The following is a 17,849-nucleotide window of genomic DNA, read 5'->3' as shown; positions in this document are numbered from 1 at the left end:
TTCTGTTTACCAATACTTAAAAATGGTCAAAATTATTTTGTATCCGGCACCAATAACCCCTTTTACGGTTCCACTTACTTTAGAAACTCCAATCCTTTTTCTGTAATTCACAGGAATCTCTGTGTACCGCAACTCTTTTTTATGAGCTTTGATTTGCATCTCAATGGTCCAACCAAAATTTTGATCTACCATATTTAAAGAAAGCAGCTTTTGCCAATCTATAGCTCGAAAAGGTCCCAAATCAGAAAATTGTGCTTTTTGAATGTACCGCATGAGTGTTGTAGCCAACCAATTTCCGAAGATCTGAGGGAAAGTCATAGAGCCAGCTTCTTTCTGTCCTTTAGCTCTGGATCCAATGACCATGTCTGCCTCACCGTTTATAATTGGCCGAACCAAGTCGGTCATTTCTTTAGGATAATCACTGTAATCCCCATCAAGGAAAACTACGATGTCTGGTTGGACTTCCTGGTTCTTGATCCAATCCATCGCTGTCAAACAAGCCTTCCCGTATCCTTTTTGTGGTTCAAAAACGACTACAGCCCCTTCTTTTTCTGCTGCCTCTTTAGTATGATCAGTTGAGTTATTATTTGCTACAACCACATTCCTCACAAAATTAGGAATCTCACGAATCACCAAAGGGATGGACTTTTCCTCATTGTATGCAGGAATAATAACATCAATGATTTTTGCCGAAAGTGATTGAGGATTATTTTCCAAGACTATAAGCTTTGAATGAAGTGATAAATACCAAACTATACCCCATCGCAAGCATCAGGTGAAACGGTAGCATTTCGAAGGTTTTCCATTGAAAATGAAGAAACACCATCCCCCAAAAGAGAAGCGCAAACAAGCCTTCAAAATAGGTGGTGACTGGAATTCTGAAATTTATATACGGGTTGGTTTTCAATCCTCTTTTTCCATCTTCTAAATTAAATTTTGGCGTCCTGATAAAAGGGGATTTTTTACCAGAAAGTCCTTCCCAAACTGCCTGCGCATTATGCAATGCCAAACCCATCGAGACGGACAAGAACAAAGGCAACTGCCAAAAAACCTGGCCCAAACTTTTAATAAAAGACCTTCTCGCATAGAAGTAAGAAACCAGATAAACGCCGGCGATGATCACGAAACCGATCATAAATACTCCCGCCAATTTGAACAAGGACTCTGGGATCAGGCCTTTAATCCCTGCCCACCAAACTCCAATACTGCTAAAACTCACCAATAAAATGGCAATGAAAATACTGCTATTAAATAAGTGAGCGAAGGCATGGAATTTTACCCGAAATGGTAATTTTTCTCCCATTACTCCTCGAATATGCTTCACGGCACATTCGGCTCCGCCTTTGGTCCAACGAAATTGCTGGGATTTGACTGCAGACATTATAGGTGGAAGCTCGGCAGGAGATTCAATTTCTGGCCGGTAGACAAATTCCCAACCTTTTCTCTGGGCTCTATAGCTCAGATCCAGATCCTCAGTCAAGGTATCATCATGCCAATTTCCTGCATCGAGAATACAACTCTTTCGCCATATTCCTCCAGTTCCATTGAAGTTGATAAAGGCTTGTTGGTTATTTCTACCCATTTGCTCGATCAGAAAGTGAGCATCTAAGGCAAAAGCTTGTAATCGTGTTAAAAGGGAATAATTCCGATTGAGATGCGTCCAACGGGTCTGAACCATTCCTATTTTTTCAGAACTGAAAAAAGGCAAAGTCTTCAGCAAAAAATCCGGATCTGGGACAAAATCAGCATCGAAAATTGCAATGAACTCTCCTGTTGCCTTTTCAAGACCGGCTTTTAATGCTCCAGCTTTGAATCCAGATCTATCCACTCGATGGATGTATTGAAAATTGATTTCGGGATATTTTTTGATCTCTTCAAGAATCAGTCCTGCAGTCGCATCTGTACTATCATCGAGAAGTTGTACCTCCAAAAGTTCTTTTGGGTAATTCATCTTGGAAACTGCCTCAATCAATCGCTCTACCACATAGAGTTCATTGTAAACAGGTAACTGCATCGTCACCTTTGGCCAATTTTCCAGATGTTTAGTAGAGGCGCTGGCTAACTTTTTTCGGGCCTTCCAAAAATTCCATAAAAGATTTCCCTGGGCCAAACTGTACACAAAGATGAACAGCATTCCCAGTACATATATCCCTATCAAAAGGTAAAGAAAGATCATTTAGGCGTTCAACTTTATGGAATCATTTCCAATAATAATGGGCAATTCATTGATCCTGCCATCTTCTGAATCATTTTCGAGTTTCAAAACTCCTCTTGGGCAAACAGAAGAGCAAACTCCACAGCCAACACAACTGGATCGTACGATGTTTTGGCCGCGCTGTGCGTACCATCTCACGTCGATTCCCATTTCACAATAGGTAGAACAGTTGCCACAAGATATGCATTGTCCACCATTAGTAGTAATCCTGAATCTTGACTTGAAGCGCTGGACAAGTCCTAGATAAGCAGCTAGCGGACACCCAAATCTACACCAAACTCGGTTGCCCATGAATGGATAAAACCCTGTTCCGACTACACCTGCAAATGCCGAACCGATGGCAAAACCATAGAACGAATGTAACTGGTTCGTGACATTTCCCAACAAACCGAATCCGGAAAAGTAGTTTGCAATCGTCAAAACAGTCATTACAACAGCCAGAACCAAAACACTGTGAATGATTATACGCTCGTATTTCCAGGCTTTTAAACTCTTATCAGACAGCTGTCTGTATGGATCTCCAACTGTTTCTGCTAAACCTCCGCATCCACACACCCAGGAACAATACCATCGCTTTCCAAAGAAATAAGTAAAAACTGGAACCCCGATGATAATCAGAAGAATCCCCCATATCAACATAAACATTCCTACTCCTCCACCGCTCAGAAATGTGTCGATTTGGTAAGCATAGAAGAAGTCATAATCTAGAGGCCAAATATTCTTAAAATCGAAATAGGGCTGATTAAAAAGCACTAAAATCTCTGGTATCAAGAAGGCAAATGCTGTTTGGAAAAACATGACAGAAGCCGTTCTGAGTTGCTGATATTTATTCCCTCTGTATTTTCGAAACATGCGGATTCCCATCACTAGAATCGCAATTGTATAGATCAAGCCGTAGAGAAACCATTGACTGGCAGGATTACCACTCAGCAAAATACTGATTGGATCTACCATTGCTACGAGATTGACGATGTAGGCTGGAAACCAGTACAAAATGATGTAAAATAAAATCAAATAGGCACCGGTAATCATCCCCATCCAACCGCGGTTTTTCATAGCTGAATGAAAAATCCCATTGTTTTTGATTCCGGCAGGTTCTCCAGAATATTTAGGAAGATTGTAAAGTAATCCTCCGATCATAGCTAATCCGATTGAAAGCATCAAGAACAGCAAGGGCTGATCTTTGACAGGGCTGTGCAAACTTGCTTTGGCTAAGGGAAAACTATAATCATCCCAAATCACCTGATCCCAAAGAGCTTGCTCTTTTAGTGCATCGTTGTAAGAATTAAAATTGGTATTGAAATCACTGAGAAATGAAAAATTAGAGTTGTATTCCTTCCCGTACATAGGCTCTAGGATTTCGACCATTTTTTCCTGATGGATGTCCTTTGTTTGTGAAAAGACCTGTTCTTTTTCCAAGGTATAAGTTCCCAGAAAAGGAATCACCGAAAACGCAATCACTCCAATCAGAAACAAGAGTATCCCTATTTTTTGAATGAATTTCATACGCTAGCTCCGAATAGTTTTTGGATGAAAGTTTTTTTACTTGTTTGGATAGAAGTACCAAACTGTGCATTAAAGGACTTTTGAATTTCCAGATAATAGGGAGCAAAAAACTCAGGGTCAAAATTGGCTTTCTCTAACTTAGAAATCACATTTTCTCCCTTCCATTTTTCTTTGATCGCCCGATCAAAAAACTCATGACGCAATCTGAAACCAAAATTATTGACGCCTTTTATTTCACCGGATTTATTCATCAAAAGTCGAAAAGCTACTTTCCCAGAGGAATGCTCCCAGTAAAATGAAGTTATTTCTTCTGCGGACCAAATAGGAGGAACTGTCCCATAGGTCTGATATTCAATGTCCAGAAATTTGGCTGAATTAAACCATACGCCGGGTTTATATGCGGTGGCTTGACCATTCAGCGTATATGCCAAGGTTTCGCCATGCATTCTACCTGTATACCAAACTTGCTCAATTGGACGTCTATCCTCCGCCGGAGCCTGATGGAATTCCGCACAATCCCCAATTGCATAGACATTTGGAATATTTGTTTGGAAATGGAAATCCACTTTTACTCCTCGATTTACCTCGAGAACTGAATTTTTAAGAAAATCAATATTTGGACTTACTCCTGCAGTCAAGCCTACGAATTGGCAAAGGATTTCTTCTCCTGATTTCGTTTTCACAGCTTTAACTCTACCGTTTTGATCAGAAATTATTTCTGCCAATTCCTCCTCAAGTCTTAAGTCAATATGATGCTCTAAGATATGTCTACCTACTAATTCAGATTCCTCTTTTGGTAAAATGTTATTCCAAAAACCAGATTCACGGACTAAAAAAGTCACAGGGATTTTCTTGTAGGCGAGCATTTCTGCCATCTCAATTCCTATTAATCCTCCACCCACGATAACCGCTCGATTGACTCCTTCTTTTGTGAGTGACTCCATCGATTCTAAATCCTGTTTGGAATACAATCCCTGAACTCCCATTAGATCCTGACCTGGCCATCCAAATTTGTTCGGCTTGGAACCCGTGGCTATCACCAAATCGTCATAAGCTAAGTTGTCCCCAGACTTAAAATGAAGGGTTTTGGAAGTAAAATCCACCGACTCTACCCAACCTTCAACTAAATCGATTCTATTTTTTTCCCAAAACCAGGGTTCATAAGGTTGGGTATGTTCGAATTTCATATGCCCCATGTAGACATACATGAGTGCCGTCCGTGAGAAGAAATATTTCGACTCTCCAGAGATCAAAGTGATCTTGACATGTGAGTCCAATTTCCTCAGTTGACGGGCACAAGTCACCCCAGAAATCCCATTGCCTATGATGACAACGTGGCGATTATTTTTCATGTAGATCTGGCTTTAAGAATACCTTATTGTTTGTTCAGATTCCAATCGTAATCTAAATAACTGATTTTAGCATTCTTATCAATTTTTACCTTGCTATACTTGTTCAAAAAATCGATCAAACTTCCATTATCTGTAAAATCTCCCTTGAACCAAGAAAATATGGAAGAAAGCTGTACCGAATTTTGGCTGATTTTATTTCTGACTCCGCCATTGATAAAGGCAACAGCTTGAGAATTCAATTGCTGGTCAAGTTTCGAAGGAAAAAAAGCTTCATTCAATAAAGGTGGACAGGAAATAGAAGCACAATTAACTGCAAAATGAATTCTTGGCTCATCAAATTCCTTCCTTAAGATCCCATGCTCAATCTCATCTAGGCTGAAATCCTCCCCTTCAATTTGGAAGAATTTATAATGCCACACATCGCTGACCAATGGAATTTTCAAGGCTGGACCTAAATCCTTTATACTTTTAGTAGGATAATTATCTACAATCAATTTCACTGTAAAGGCATTGTAGGCATTGATCCAATAAGCTAATTGTTCTTCTCGAGACCAGGTATTTTTATCTGGACGAGCACTGCTTAGCGTTTTCAGATAGGCTTCCAATTTTGCTTTATCCTTAATAAAACCTTCGTAATCAACCATTCCTGATGAGTTGACATGCTTTTTCAATAGATCACTCCAAGGTTGATGGTTTGGGCCGTTTACTACTTCCGCTGCTTCTGAAGAATTCATTTCAACGGGCTTCGCTTCATCCTTTAAATTTCCTTTTACTTCGGAATTGGAGTTCTGGCAAGACAAATAGAAGAATGCCAATCCGGCTAATAAATAAGTTTTAATATGATTCATTATTTCTTTTTTCATCACTTACGAGTTTGATTAGGGAGAAGATGACCTTGTTTAGCCATTTGTCGTGCCAAAGACAAAGAATTTCTTCAATAGACCTTCTTGCCATGATTCAACCATATCCCCCAGGATTTTGTATAGGTATGGACCTCATTTGTGGGAATACTATCCTTATATAATGGAAGTTCATCATTAGACCATTGGATAATTCCTCCATAGAGGTTATACACATTTTTAAAGCCGTTTTCTTTTAGTTTCTTTCCAATTTCCTGGGATCTAGCTCCAACTGTGCAATAAACCAAAACGGGTTTTTCTTTATCCAAACCTTCTAGATTTTCTAAGTTGAACGTATCATAACCCACCCATTTGGCACCTTTCAAATGAGAAACTTCATATTCTTCCTTCTCTCGAGTGTCGAGAACCTGGTAATTAGAAAGGCTTTTAATCTGAGTTGGGTGAACTACAGGAAATTTATTGTCATATAATCCATTCAGGAGAGTCCTGTAGGCCAAGGACTGACCAAGAGAAAAATTTGACAGCAGAAAGAAACTGACAAAGATAAAAAGGTATGAAAGGATGGAACCGAAATGATTATTGGATTTCATATCATTCCAACTTGGGAAAGTCTCTTTGGGTTCAGATTACGCGTAAAAATCGGATAGTCTAGCTAGGCCTCTTTTATCTTTCACGATAATCTTTTTCCCATCCAGTTCGATCAGGTTATCTTTTTTGAACTCAGAAAGTAAACGAATCACTGATTCTGTAGCTGTTCCTACGATACCTGCAATCTCCTCCCTACTCAAAATCAAATCTATTTTTTGATTTTCTCCTCCATCCACACCATAAGAATTGGCTAGCTGTAAAATCGTAAATGCAAGCCTTTCGCGGATGCTTTTTTGAGTGGCATCTGTGAGTTTTTCCTCCATCACACCCAATTCATGGCTGAGGGCTTTGGTGATTCTTTTGAAGAATGGTGTATTATTAAAAAGTGTATTTAGGAAAGCCTCTTTTGGAATAAAGCATATTTTGGCATCCTCCACAATCATTGCAGAGTTTGAATAATTTTCCTCTCCAAGGAGCGCAGAATAACCAAGGAAATCCCCTTTTTGGGCAAGATGCAAAATTTGCTCTTTGCCATTGGAAGCGGTTTTATAAACTTTCACCACCCCGGAATTGATGCAGAAAATGCCCAAAGGATTTGTGCCTTCATAATAGAGAATCTGACCTTTTCTATGAGAAATCAGGTTTTTGTGATCCGAAATTGTACAAACCTGTTGCTCTGACAAATCCGAGAAGAGGGAGTATTTCCTACTTGCACAAAGTTCACATGGTGTATTTGATGCATGTCCGCTCATATCTGGCTATTTATTTGGGTAAAAGTTAAAAAAAGACTGAGATAAATCATAAGTAAATCACTAATTAGGAGTGGATGGGAAATGCTTCAACTGGATAAATTTCTTTTCATCTGCATTCCATTCCAAACTAACATGTTGTTGTCCATTACTGATTATCAGAAACTTTGATTTGATTTCCTGGTGGTAAAGGCAGGCTTGCTCCATCGTTTTTTGAGAAAGCTTTATTTGAGGCGCCTTGCACTCGATCAACAAATAAGGATTTCCTTCATTATTCCACACCACCAAGTCCGTTCGCTTCTGGAGTTGATTATAAGTCAAGCCCTTTTCCAACGCTACCAAACCTTTAGGAAATGACAAATGATGAATTAAATAATTAATCCAATGCTGCCGCACCCATTCTTCTGGAGTTAATATCAAATACTTCTTTCTGAGACTGTCAAAAATCCCTAATTTCCCGTCAATTTCCTGAAGCTTAGGTTCAAAAGGCGGAAGGTTAAGAATCGGTAGCTGAACACGATTTAAATCCTGTTTCATACTTCAAATATGTGCATTAAAACCCAATACGAATTGAAGAAATACATAAAGTTTTGTTCGTTTTTCGCCTTGTGCGCTTTGGTTTTGAATTTCTCCTGTCAGGAACCAAAAACTCTGGTTGATAAAATTTATTTCGGAGGAACCGTCTATACAGTCAATCCTGAATTTGAAATTGCTCAGGCTTTGGCCATTAAGGACGGGAAGTTTGTAGCCGTTGGCTCTAATGATGACATCAGCTCCAAATATGAAGCACTTGAAACTATCGATTTGGAAGGAAAATCAGTTTATCCTGGTTTTATCGATGCGCATACCCACTTCTTTAGATATGGAGAAGGTCTTCGCGTAGTTGACTTGGTTGGCGCAAAGAGTTTTGAAGAGTTGATTCAGCGTGTTAAAGTCTATGCTGATGCAAATCCTGATGAGGCTTGGATTTTGGGTCGAGGTTGGGATCAAAATCTTTGGGAAGGACAAGAGTTTCCAAACCGTGAACTATTAGATGAACTGTTTCCTGATAAACCAGTGATCCTTTCGCGCATCGATGGTCACGCAGCTTTAGTAAACGGAAAAGCTTTGAGTATCGGAGGAATTACTGCCTCTACAAAACTTTTGGGCGGAAGTGTTCTTGTTGAAAATGGCAAAACCACGGGAGTTTTGGTCGATAACGCCATCGATTTAATAACGGATAAAATTCCAGCAACCACCGAACAGCAAGCAAGAAAATCATTACTTGATGCTCAAAAGAATTGCTTTGAGGTAGGTTTAACTTCTGTAGTTGATGCGGGATTAAATAGAAGTACCATTGATCTTTTCAAAAAAATGTATGCAGATTCTTCTTTGAAAATGAGAATCTATGCCATGGTAAATCCTACGAAGGAAAACATGGACTATTATTTTGAGCAAGGAATTTACCAAGATGATAATCTGACTATCCGAAGTTTTAAAATCTATGGAGATGGTGCTTTGGGATCAAGAGGCGCCGCATTATTAAAACCATATACAGATAAGCCTGAAGAAATGGGTTTCCTTTTGAGTAAACCTGAAGAATTTCTGGATCTCGCAGAAAAAATGCATGCTCAGGGTTTTCAGATGAATACACATTGCATCGGTGATTCTGCCAACAGAACATTATTGGACATTTATGCTAAGGTATTGAAAGGTAAAAATGACTTGAGATGGAGAATCGAACATGCCCAAGTAGTCAATCCTGATGATGTTTCGAAATTTGCAGAATACAGTGTCATCCCATCAGTTCAGCCTACCCACGCAACTTCAGACATGTATTGGGCAGAACAGCGATTGGGCCCTGAGAGAATTAAGCATGCTTATATTTTCAAAGAGTTACTTGACCAAAATGGAATAATTGCATTAGGCAGTGACTTTCCTGTTGAATTTATCAATCCACTTTACGGATTTCATGCTGCAGTAGCGAGAAAGGACAAAAACAATTGGCCGGATGAAGGCTTTCAGACAGAAAATAAACTGACTCGCGAGGAAGCTTTGAAAGGAATGACAATCTGGGCAGCCTATGCGAATTTCGAAGAAAATCTAAAAGGCAGTATAGAGGCAGGAAAATTGGCTGATTTAGTAATCATGGAAAATGATATCATGGTGGAAGATTCCGAGAAACTTCGAGACTTGCCTATTTGGGCTACGATTATAGGAGGAGAAACAGTTTATCAAAAAGCCAAATAAGGTCTTAACTGATCAATCCAGGATTCCTTAAAGATTTTGATCTGTTTCAAATCATCGGCAGATCGGTAATTTCCATGTTGGTTTCTGTAGGCAAAAATTACTTTTGCCTCAGCATAGGATATGTATGGATGTTTAGCCAAATCAGCCACCTCTAAGTCATTTATGTTGAGTTTTTGGAAAACCAAAGGCTCAAACTCGAAATACTTCCAAAGCTCCTGAACGGTTTCTTCTTTCAATCCATAAATTTCTAACAATTGATCAGGACTATGGAAGCCACCCAATTGAATTTTATACTTGATAATTCTCCCAGCCAATCCAGGACCGATTCCAGGAACAATTTGTAAAGTGACTGAATCTGCTTCTAGGATTGATATTCGATTTAAATTCTCAGATTGTTTGGATTCTGGTTTTCCTTTGATGGTATCTGAATAATTAAAAACAGGATCTGGAGATTGCAACAATTGGATTCCGGCTTTCTCAAGAGAATCAATTTGCTTGAGATAGTGAGCTTCAAATTCAACAGACTCTTTCTTCTTGATCAAATCAAAAACACTGGGAAATAAAATCAGGATAGTCAAAAATGGGAGCAAGAATAAAAAACCTCTCGACTCCTTATTGGAAAAACCGAAGTAGGACTTAAGCCAGAAAAATAAATTGCCTTTCATAAAAAAATCGCTAATATGATTCCGATTGATTCTGTCAATCACCTATAATTTAAGAATATTGGCATTTGATTTCAATAATCCTGAAATTTGTGAATAATTAAAATTTGTTATTTAGACGAATTCCAAATTGTAAGATCGCTTCGCAAAAAAGGCTTATACCTATTCAGAGTATATTAAATTTGCAGCAAGACTTGTACCCATGCAAATCAAGTTCAGAGCATTAAGTTTATCACATAAGACTGCACCAGTCCAGATCCGGGAGATTATCGCTCTCAGCGATCAGGAGATCGAGCGCATTCTAATCAAGCTAAAAGAGTTTTTTAGCTTGAATGATGTGCTGATTCTTTCTACCTGCAATAGAACTGAGGTTTATTACAGTCATGATCTGGATCTTAGTACCGAAATCATCAAGTTAGTAGGGCTGGAAAAAGGTCTTCACGACATTGTAAATTATTTGGAGTATTTCCAGATTTACAACGATGACAGGGTAGCAATCTCTCATCTTTTTAGAGTCTCCATGGGATTAGAAGCTCAAGTTGTCGGAGACATTCAGATTTCAAACCAAGTAAAAAGAGCATATCAGGCATCAGCTGATTTAGAAATGGCAGGTCCTTTTCTTCATCGTCTGATGCATACAGTTTTCTTTACGAATAAGCGAATTGTTCAAGAAACGAGTTTCCGTGAGGGAGCGGCTTCACTTTCATATGCAGCCATTGAGCTCATTGAAAGCCTGACTTCGAACACCTACCAGCCAAGAATTTTATTGATCGGTGTTGGTGAAATTGGAGAGGATGTGGCCAAAAACATGGTCTACCTTCCCAATGCCCAAGTGAAAGTAACCAATAGAACTCTTGCTAAAGCTGAAGAAATTGCTGGTCCACTTGGTTTTGAAGTTGTCCCATTTGAAAATTGTGTGGACGCCATGAAAGATGCAGATGTGATCGTTTGCTCTATCATGAAAAATGAACCTTTCATCACCAAGGAGCTCATTAAGAAATTTGAGATTCCGAGTTATAAATTATTGATTGACCTTTCTGTTCCAAGAAGCATTGAAACTTCTGTGGAAGATGTACCAGGAGTCATTCTTTATAATGTGGACAATATCCGAAGTAAAACCTCTGAAGCTTTAGAAAAGCGTTTAGCTTCAATTCCTTTGGTAGAAGAAATTATCGGAGAAAGCATCGAGGAGTTCTATAATTGGAAAAAAGAAATGATGGTATCTCCTACCATCAATAAGTTAAAGCAAACGCTTGAGCAGATTCGCCTTGAAGAATTAAGCAGATACATGAAAAATGCTGATGAAAAGGAATTTGCGGTAATCGATAAGATTACAAAAAGCATGATGCAGAAGATTCTGAAAGTTCCTGTTGTCCAACTGAGGGCAGCTTGCAAAAGAGATCAAGCCGAGGAAATGATCGAGATTATCTCAGATCTATTTAACCTAGATAGGGAAAACATCAAAAAGTAATTCATAAAAACTTAAAAGAGAAATGACCAAAGGATTGTTAAAACCTTTGGTCATTTTATATTTGGGACCTTCATAAAATATCCCCGCCTCAATGAGCAAGAAATTAGGTATTTATAGCCTCTGTCTTTTCACATTATTATCCATTACTCATTCGCAAGCGCAAACCTGGGAGGTCTACAACGATCAATTCAAACTTGAGTCAAGGTTACTTTATGATCAGTTGGACATCTTGAGCGAAACTGTCAGAATCGGTAAAAAAGACTCCGTTTTAAGCCTGCTTTCAGCCGATCTCAAGCCTGCTGTTTCACTTCAAGGCTATGAAATCTATCAATACTTAGAACCCTGGATTTTGGTAAAAGGACCAAATGGAATCGGAGCTTTCCATGAATACGGTCAGCAAGTCTTGCCACTTGAATACGATGAGATTCAGACTTATTTCAATTTATTGTTAGCCAGAAAAGGAAACAATTATTGGATCTTCGAAAGAGGAAGTGGGAAAACCACTCCACTGGGCAGATTGGATGAAGCCAAGCTTACCAAAACCGGCATGTTGATTACAAAAATCGGAGGTGAATATTTCATTCCTCTTTCCAATTCTGGTGAGAAAGCTTTTGAATTATTAGAGGACTCTGAAGGTGATTTTTTATTGGCAAAAGAAGCTTCAGGGTATGGATTGATCAATCGAGAAGGTGATTATGTGATGGATCCAGTTGTTGACGAACTGAAGCACAATCGCGGTAATTTTTATTTTGGTTTTGATGAAAACCAGTTTTTACTCATCGAGGGAAATGATATCAGCGCAAATGTTCGCTATAACTCATTTCATAAAATCACCTTGGAAAATGGTTTGATGCTCGAGTTTATCCATGGAAAGCTAAGGAGAGTCATGGAAGAAGATGGAATCCTTCTAGATGCCGTAGGAATGGAAGAAGTCACTCAAATCGATGAGAACCTCTATAATGTGCGCTTCAGAGATGGAAACTTGGGATTATTGGGTAAAAAAGGTTGGCTAGTAAGACCTAATGCTCCGCTGAATAAAATATTAATGGGTTCTGATGGCCTCTTTCCAGCAATGGATCAAAATGCTATCGGTTTTGTAAATTCTGTTGGAGAATGGGTCATTCAGCCTCAGTATAATGATGTCACCTTATTCTCAGAATCTTTGGCTGCTTACAAATTAGGTGGACAATGGGGATTGATCAAACCTAATGGAGAAACCCTGACAAGTCCAACTTGGGATGAAATCAAACCATTTACTAAAGGCTTGGCTATAGCAAGAGCAAACACAAATTATTACCTTCTTAATAATCTAGGAGAAACTGTAACCAAGGAAGGTTTTGATCAAATTTCTAGAACTAAAGACGGATATTTTTTAGTGGAAAAAGCTGGTAAGTCAGGGATCCTTGATCCTAAGGGAAATGAAATGATTCCAGTGGAATTCGAAAATATCCGAAGAGATCAAAGAGACATGATTATCGTTCAAAAAGACGGTAAAACAGGCTTGATCTCAGATTCTGGAGAAATCCTTCTACCACTTGCTTTTGAGGATTTAAAGCTGGATCCAAGTACTGGAAAAATTCTGACTAAAAATCTTTACGAACCAGTAGTTCTGGTAGCTCCAGAACCTACCGGAAAGAAAAATAAAAAAAGGGACTGAGTCCCTTTTTTTATTTTTTATCTGTTTTGCCTTTTCCGCTATCCTTGCTGTCAGAATCAGACTTTGCAATTGAATCCCTCATTGAGGTATCAGACTTGATGTTTTCCATTCGATAGTAATCCATCACACCTAATTGGCCACTTCTAAAAGCTTCTGCCAAGGCCTTCGGAACTTCAGCTTCAGCCTCGACTACTTTCGCACGCATTTCCACATTCTTGGCTCGCATCTCTTGCTCCAATGCCACCGCCATTGCTCTTCTTTCTTCTGCTTTGGCTTCCGCAACTTTCAAATCAGCTGATGCTTGATCGATTTGCAGTTTGGCACCAATGTTAGTTCCTACATCTATATCAGCAATATCGATTGAAAGAATTTCAAAAGCTGTACCCGCATCCAAACCTCTTTCCAAAACCAATTTGGAGATTTTATCAGGGTTTTCGAGAACGCTTTTATGATTTGAAGCAGAACCAATAGAAGTTACAATCCCTTCTCCAACTCTAGCCAAGATGGTCTCCTCTCCTGCTCCACCAACCAATTGAGCAATATTTGCTCTTACTGTCACTCTTGCTTTTGCAATCAATTGAATACCATCTGCTGCTACAGCCGCCACATTTGGAGTATTGATAACTTTCGGGTTTACAGAGATTTGAACAGCCTCAAATACGTCTCTACCTGCCAAATCGATGGCAGTAGCTTGCTTGAATGTCAGGTTGATATTTGCTTTGTCAGCAGAAATCAAAGCCCTGATTACATTTGGCACATTTCCTCCAGCCAAGTAATGCGTTTCCAGATCGTTTGTCGTCAATTGTAATCCTGCTTTGGTGGCAGTAATCAATGAATTAACAATAACACTTGGCGGAACTTTTCTGATTCTCATCCCCACCAATTCTAAAAGGCCTACTCTTACATTTGAAAATTGAGCTGTTATCCAGAGATTGACCGGCACAAAATAAAGGAAGATGAAAAGTAATACGATGCCAGCTAATGCAGCAATCAGTATAAACATTGAACTATTTGGATCCATAATTTATTTGACTAAAATTTTATTGTTTTCGATTTTGATGACGGTTATTTCTGAACCTACAGTGATGTAACATGATTCTGACTTCACCTCATAGATATTACCTGAAATTGATGCTTTTCCTATTGGCTTGATATCGGAAACTGCTTTTCCTGGCATCCCGATTTGCAATCCATTGGTTCTTCCATCAAAAGCTCCGCCTTGGTTGGTGGTCTTAAGGGAAAACTTATTCCAAACTCCAGACCTGAAACTATACACAATTGCTGCAACATTTAGCAAAGTTGCAACCCCAGTAATCATCCAGGCAGTAGCCGCGTCATAACTAATAAATGCATAACCAATACCAACCAAGCTTACAATAAGTCCAAAAATCCCTACAATGGTGGTCCCAGGGATAAATAAAACCTCAGCGATCATTAGGATCAAACCGATTGTCAATAGAGTAGCAAGAATTAAAATAGTCATGTCACATTCAAGTAGAATCCTAAAATACGAGAATCCTAGATAGTGTGTCCCATAAAAATTAAAAAACCCGGAATTTAAATCCGGGTTTAATATTAATAGGCTTTTGCAAAATATACTCTGCCTTTGGATGGCTTTCCTGTGAATACACAATTCCCATCTTCCTCTTTCCTAGCTAAAGGAATGCATCTGATTGTCGCTTTTGTCAATTCCTTTATTTTATCTTCTGTTTCAGAAGTTCCATCCCAATGGGCTGACAAGAATCCACCTTTGTTTTCCAAAACTTCTTTAAACTCTTCCCAAGAATTAACCTCGGTAGTCATTTCCTCTCTGAAATTGAAGGCTTTGGAATAAATAGAGTTCTGAATCTCATCCAGCATCTCAGTAATTTTCTCAGCAATAGGCTGGGAAGATAATTCAAATTGAGACTTCGAAAGATTATCTCTTCTAGCGATTTCTATGGTACCATTTTCCAAATCGCGAGGTCCTATTGCAATTCTTAAAGGAACTCCTTTTAGTTCATATTCGGCAAATTTGAAACCAGGCTTATGTGTGTCCCTATTATCATATTTCACAGATATACCTGCTTTTCTCAGTTCAGCCATGATTTCTTTTGCTTTCTCTGAAATCGCTTCGAATTCTTCATCCTTCCTGTAAATTGGAATGATCACGACTTGGATAGGAGCCAATTTAGGAGGCAACACAAGTCCATTATCATCCGAATGCGCCATGATCAAAGCACCCATCAGACGGGTGCTGACACCCCAAGAAGTTCCCCAGACATAATCTAATCCGCCTTCTTTAGTAGCAAACTTCACATCGAATGCCTTTGCGAAATTTTGCCCTAAAAAGTGGGAAGTCCCAGCTTGCAATGCTTTTCCATCTTGCATCATCGCTTCAATACACAAGGTATCATCGGCCCCGGCAAAACGCTCGTTTTCTGTTTTTCTTCCTCTTACAACAGGCAATGCCATAAACTCTTCAGCAAATTGTGCATAAACATTCATCATTTGCTCAGTTTCTTCCATGGCCTCTTTTGCAGAAGCATGAGCAGTATGACCTTCTTGCCAAAGAAATTCTGCGGTCCTCAAGAAAAGTCTGGTTCTCATTTCCCATCTGACCACATTGGCCCATTGATTTACCAATAGAGGAAGGTCTCTGTAAGATTGGATCCAGTTTTTATAAGTACTCCAAATGACAGTTTCTGAAGTTGGTCTGACAATTAATTCTTCTTCCAGCTTTGCTTCAGGATCCACAATAACGCCACTGCCATCTTCAGCATTTTTTAACCTGTAATGAGTGACAACAGCACATTCTTTAGCAAATCCCTCCACATGGCTGGCTTCTTTACTCAAATATGATTTGGGGATAAAAAGAGGAAAATAGGCATTGGTATGTCCTGTTTCTTTAAACATTCTATCCAATTCTGCCTGCATCTTCTCCCAAATGGAATACCCATAAGGTTTGATTACCATACAGCCTCTCACTGCGGAATTTTCAGCCAAATCGGCTCTTTTCACTAATTCGTTGTACCAAAGTGAATAATCTTCACTTCTCTTAGGTAGTCCTTTACTCATTATAATTGATTGAGATACTAATTGTCCTTATTTTTGTTAAATTGAGCTGGGCAAATATAAAGTAAAAAGTATAACCCTTCACTTTTGCTCACGTATAAGATAGTAACAATCAAACTTCAACTATGAAGAAATTATCAATTCTCACATCATCAGTAATCCTTGGAGCTTTGGCTATAAGTGCTTGTAGCACTAATAAATTAGCTATGACAGGAGGAGAGCAGGACAATATGTATTTTATGGCATCTGACGCAAAACTTGCGACAGAATTTGCTGTTCAAAACAACAATCCTGATTCTTTTGAACGTTTGAGCTCAGTTGATTCTGAAACTTATCCAAATGAAAATTTCAGTTCTAGAAATGTAAATCCAGAATACATTGCTAGATACACCACTTCAGAAGATACCTTATCCAACGATATGGTTTATTTTGATGAAGGTATGGAAGAGAATACAGCTGATATCAATGCTTATGATAATTATAGAGTAGGAAATACATCTTCAAGTTATAATACTGGATTTTTCCCACCAATGAGTTTCAGCCTAGGTTATATGGCTGGATTTAGTCCTTGGGGTATGGGAGGGTTTGGATATAGTCCATTTTATGATCCTTTCTACATGCCTGGTTTAATGTATCCATCTTACGGTTTCAGACCTGGATTTAATATTGGTTTTAGCCTTGGTTTTGGAATGGGTTCGTTCTGGGGTCCTAGCTATGCATGGGGTGGTGGTTTCTATCCTGGTTTTGGTTATCCTGGTTACGGATATTATCCTGGCTATGGTTACAATAGACCTATCTATGTTCTTCCTGGAGGAGAATATGGAGACAGAAGAGTAGTAAGAGGTGCAAGAGGAACAAGAGGAGCAACTTTGGCTAACGCTGGAGTTGGATCTAGAAGTTCTGCGATCTTACCGAATACTTCAAGAGCTCAAGCAAGAAGAGAAGCATTAAACTCTCCTACTAATAGAAGGTTGGTAAGTAGCTCAAATAGTTCAAGAGCAACTTCAAGAGATTTTGGTAACTCTCAGAATGATTATTATTCTGGAAATAGCAGATCTAGAGTGGGAACTACGAGAAATGTAAGTTCTCCTGCTATAAATAGATCTTCAACAATTAGATCTACAAGAAGTGCTATGCCAACAGCAAGACCTTCTTATTCAGGCACTAATTCTAGATCATCAAATTCAATGTATAGTCCAAGTAGAAATTCTGGTAGCTATACAAGATCATCTAGTCCATCATATAATAGATCTTCTAGTCCTTCTTACAATAGAAGTAATATTCCTTCTAGAACATCACCAACTTACAGTTCACCGTCTAGAAGTGTAAGTCCAAGTAGATCATCATCACCTGTTTTCTCTACTCCAAGTAGAAGTTCCGGTGGAAGTGGCATGAGCACTGGAGGATCCAGAAGCAGCGGAGGCAGCGTCTCCAGCGGATCATCCAGAGGAGGAAGGGGAAATTAATTCCCCTTTTTTTTTGAACTTTCTCGTCACTTTTGGCAAA

At 38.9% G+C, this 17,849-nt stretch carries 16 protein-coding genes; 4 read left to right on the top strand and 12 right to left on the bottom strand.

Features of this window, described 5'->3' with window-relative positions:
- Window positions 1–6: 6 nt before the first annotated feature.
- The 8 genes from J0A69_RS09335 to J0A69_RS09300 all read right to left on the bottom strand — a co-directional run bounded on the left by J0A69_RS09335 (window position 7) and on the right by J0A69_RS09300 (window position 7,807).
- Window positions 7–717, bottom strand: coding sequence for a glycosyltransferase family 2 protein (locus J0A69_RS09335; protein ID WP_206586290.1), 711 nt, complete (start codon window positions 715–717; stop codon window positions 7–9).
- Window positions 707–2,176, bottom strand: coding sequence for a cellulose synthase family protein (locus J0A69_RS09330; protein ID WP_206586289.1), 1,470 nt, complete (start codon window positions 2,174–2,176; stop codon window positions 707–709). Before J0A69_RS09330 ends, J0A69_RS09335 begins: the two co-directional genes overlap by 11 nt.
- The gene (locus tag J0A69_RS09325) at window positions 2,177–3,721 is read right to left on the bottom strand and encodes a 4Fe-4S binding protein (protein ID WP_206586288.1); all 1,545 of its coding nucleotides are present in this window, start codon (window positions 3,719–3,721) and stop codon (window positions 2,177–2,179) included.
- Window positions 3,718–5,073 carry an NAD(P)/FAD-dependent oxidoreductase gene (locus tag J0A69_RS09320; RefSeq protein ID WP_206586287.1) on the bottom strand — a complete coding sequence of 452 codons (1,356 nt, stop codon included), beginning with the start codon at window positions 5,071–5,073 and terminating at the stop codon, window positions 3,718–3,720. The genes J0A69_RS09325 and J0A69_RS09320 overlap by 4 nt, the downstream gene beginning before the upstream one ends.
- 23 nt (window positions 5,074–5,096) lie before the next feature.
- A complete protein-coding gene (locus J0A69_RS09315; RefSeq protein ID WP_236032769.1) occupies window positions 5,097–5,936 on the bottom strand; it encodes a DUF547 domain-containing protein in 840 nt (279 codons plus the stop codon).
- Window positions 5,937–6,007: 71 nt separating this feature from the next.
- Complete coding sequence (locus J0A69_RS09310) at window positions 6,008–6,523, bottom strand: rhodanese-like domain-containing protein (RefSeq protein WP_206586286.1); 516 nt, start codon at window positions 6,521–6,523, stop codon at window positions 6,008–6,010.
- Window positions 6,524–6,559: 36 nt separating this feature from the next.
- Window positions 6,560–7,273 carry a Crp/Fnr family transcriptional regulator gene (locus J0A69_RS09305; protein WP_206586285.1) on the bottom strand — a complete coding sequence of 238 codons (714 nt, stop codon included), beginning with the start codon at window positions 7,271–7,273 and terminating at the stop codon, window positions 6,560–6,562.
- A 60-nt stretch (window positions 7,274–7,333) separates the two neighbouring features.
- On the bottom strand, window positions 7,334–7,807 hold the full coding sequence (locus J0A69_RS09300) for a type I restriction enzyme HsdR N-terminal domain-containing protein (RefSeq protein ID WP_206586284.1): 474 nt from the start codon (window positions 7,805–7,807) through the stop codon (window positions 7,334–7,336).
- 33 nt (window positions 7,808–7,840) lie between these two features.
- Here J0A69_RS09300 and J0A69_RS09295 point away from each other — a divergent pair, with 33 nt between their 5' ends.
- Entirely contained in the window at window positions 7,841–9,499 is a 1,659-nt protein-coding gene (locus J0A69_RS09295) for an amidohydrolase (protein ID WP_236032766.1), read from the top strand.
- On the opposite strand, the gene J0A69_RS09290 is transcribed toward J0A69_RS09295, so the two are convergent.
- A complete protein-coding gene (locus J0A69_RS09290; protein ID WP_206586282.1) occupies window positions 9,484–10,164 on the bottom strand; it encodes a ComEA family DNA-binding protein in 681 nt (226 codons plus the stop codon). The genes J0A69_RS09295 and J0A69_RS09290 overlap by 16 nt on opposite strands.
- Window positions 10,165–10,363: 199 nt before the next feature.
- Between J0A69_RS09290 and hemA the strand changes: the two genes are divergently transcribed.
- Together hemA and J0A69_RS09280 are read left to right on the top strand one after the other, a co-directional pair.
- Window positions 10,364–11,632, top strand: a complete 1,269-nt coding sequence (gene hemA, locus J0A69_RS09285; RefSeq protein ID WP_206586281.1) for a glutamyl-tRNA reductase — start codon at window positions 10,364–10,366, stop codon at window positions 11,630–11,632.
- Between the two features lie 91 nt (window positions 11,633–11,723).
- The gene (locus J0A69_RS09280; RefSeq protein ID WP_206586280.1) at window positions 11,724–13,289 is read left to right on the top strand and encodes a WG repeat-containing protein; all 1,566 of its coding nucleotides are present in this window, start codon (window positions 11,724–11,726) and stop codon (window positions 13,287–13,289) included.
- Between the two features lie 10 nt (window positions 13,290–13,299).
- Here the strand turns inward: J0A69_RS09280 and floA are convergent, their stop codons facing one another.
- The 3 genes from floA to proS all read right to left on the bottom strand — a co-directional run bounded on the left by floA (window position 13,300) and on the right by proS (window position 16,346).
- On the bottom strand, window positions 13,300–14,310 hold the full coding sequence (floA, locus tag J0A69_RS09275) for a flotillin-like protein FloA (RefSeq protein ID WP_206586279.1): 1,011 nt from the start codon (window positions 14,308–14,310) through the stop codon (window positions 13,300–13,302).
- A 3-nt stretch (window positions 14,311–14,313) separates the two neighbouring features.
- Window positions 14,314–14,772 carry an NfeD family protein gene (locus J0A69_RS09270; protein WP_206586278.1) on the bottom strand — a complete coding sequence of 153 codons (459 nt, stop codon included), beginning with the start codon at window positions 14,770–14,772 and terminating at the stop codon, window positions 14,314–14,316.
- 92 nt (window positions 14,773–14,864) lie between these two features.
- A complete protein-coding gene (gene proS / locus J0A69_RS09265; protein WP_206586277.1) occupies window positions 14,865–16,346 on the bottom strand; it encodes a proline--tRNA ligase in 1,482 nt (493 codons plus the stop codon).
- 122 nt (window positions 16,347–16,468) lie between these two features.
- On the opposite strand from proS, the gene J0A69_RS09260 reads away from it, so the two are divergent.
- Window positions 16,469–17,809, top strand: a complete 1,341-nt coding sequence (locus J0A69_RS09260) for a hypothetical protein (protein ID WP_206586276.1) — start codon at window positions 16,469–16,471, stop codon at window positions 17,807–17,809.
- Window positions 17,810–17,849: the final 40 nt, after the last annotated feature.

The sequence above is a fragment of the Algoriphagus pacificus genome, from assembly GCF_017254845.1.
In the GTDB taxonomy this organism is placed as follows: domain Bacteria; phylum Bacteroidota; class Bacteroidia; order Cytophagales; family Cyclobacteriaceae; genus Algoriphagus; species Algoriphagus pacificus.
Note: the sequence above shows the minus strand (reverse complement) of the source record. Positions and strands in the feature narration are given on the sequence as shown.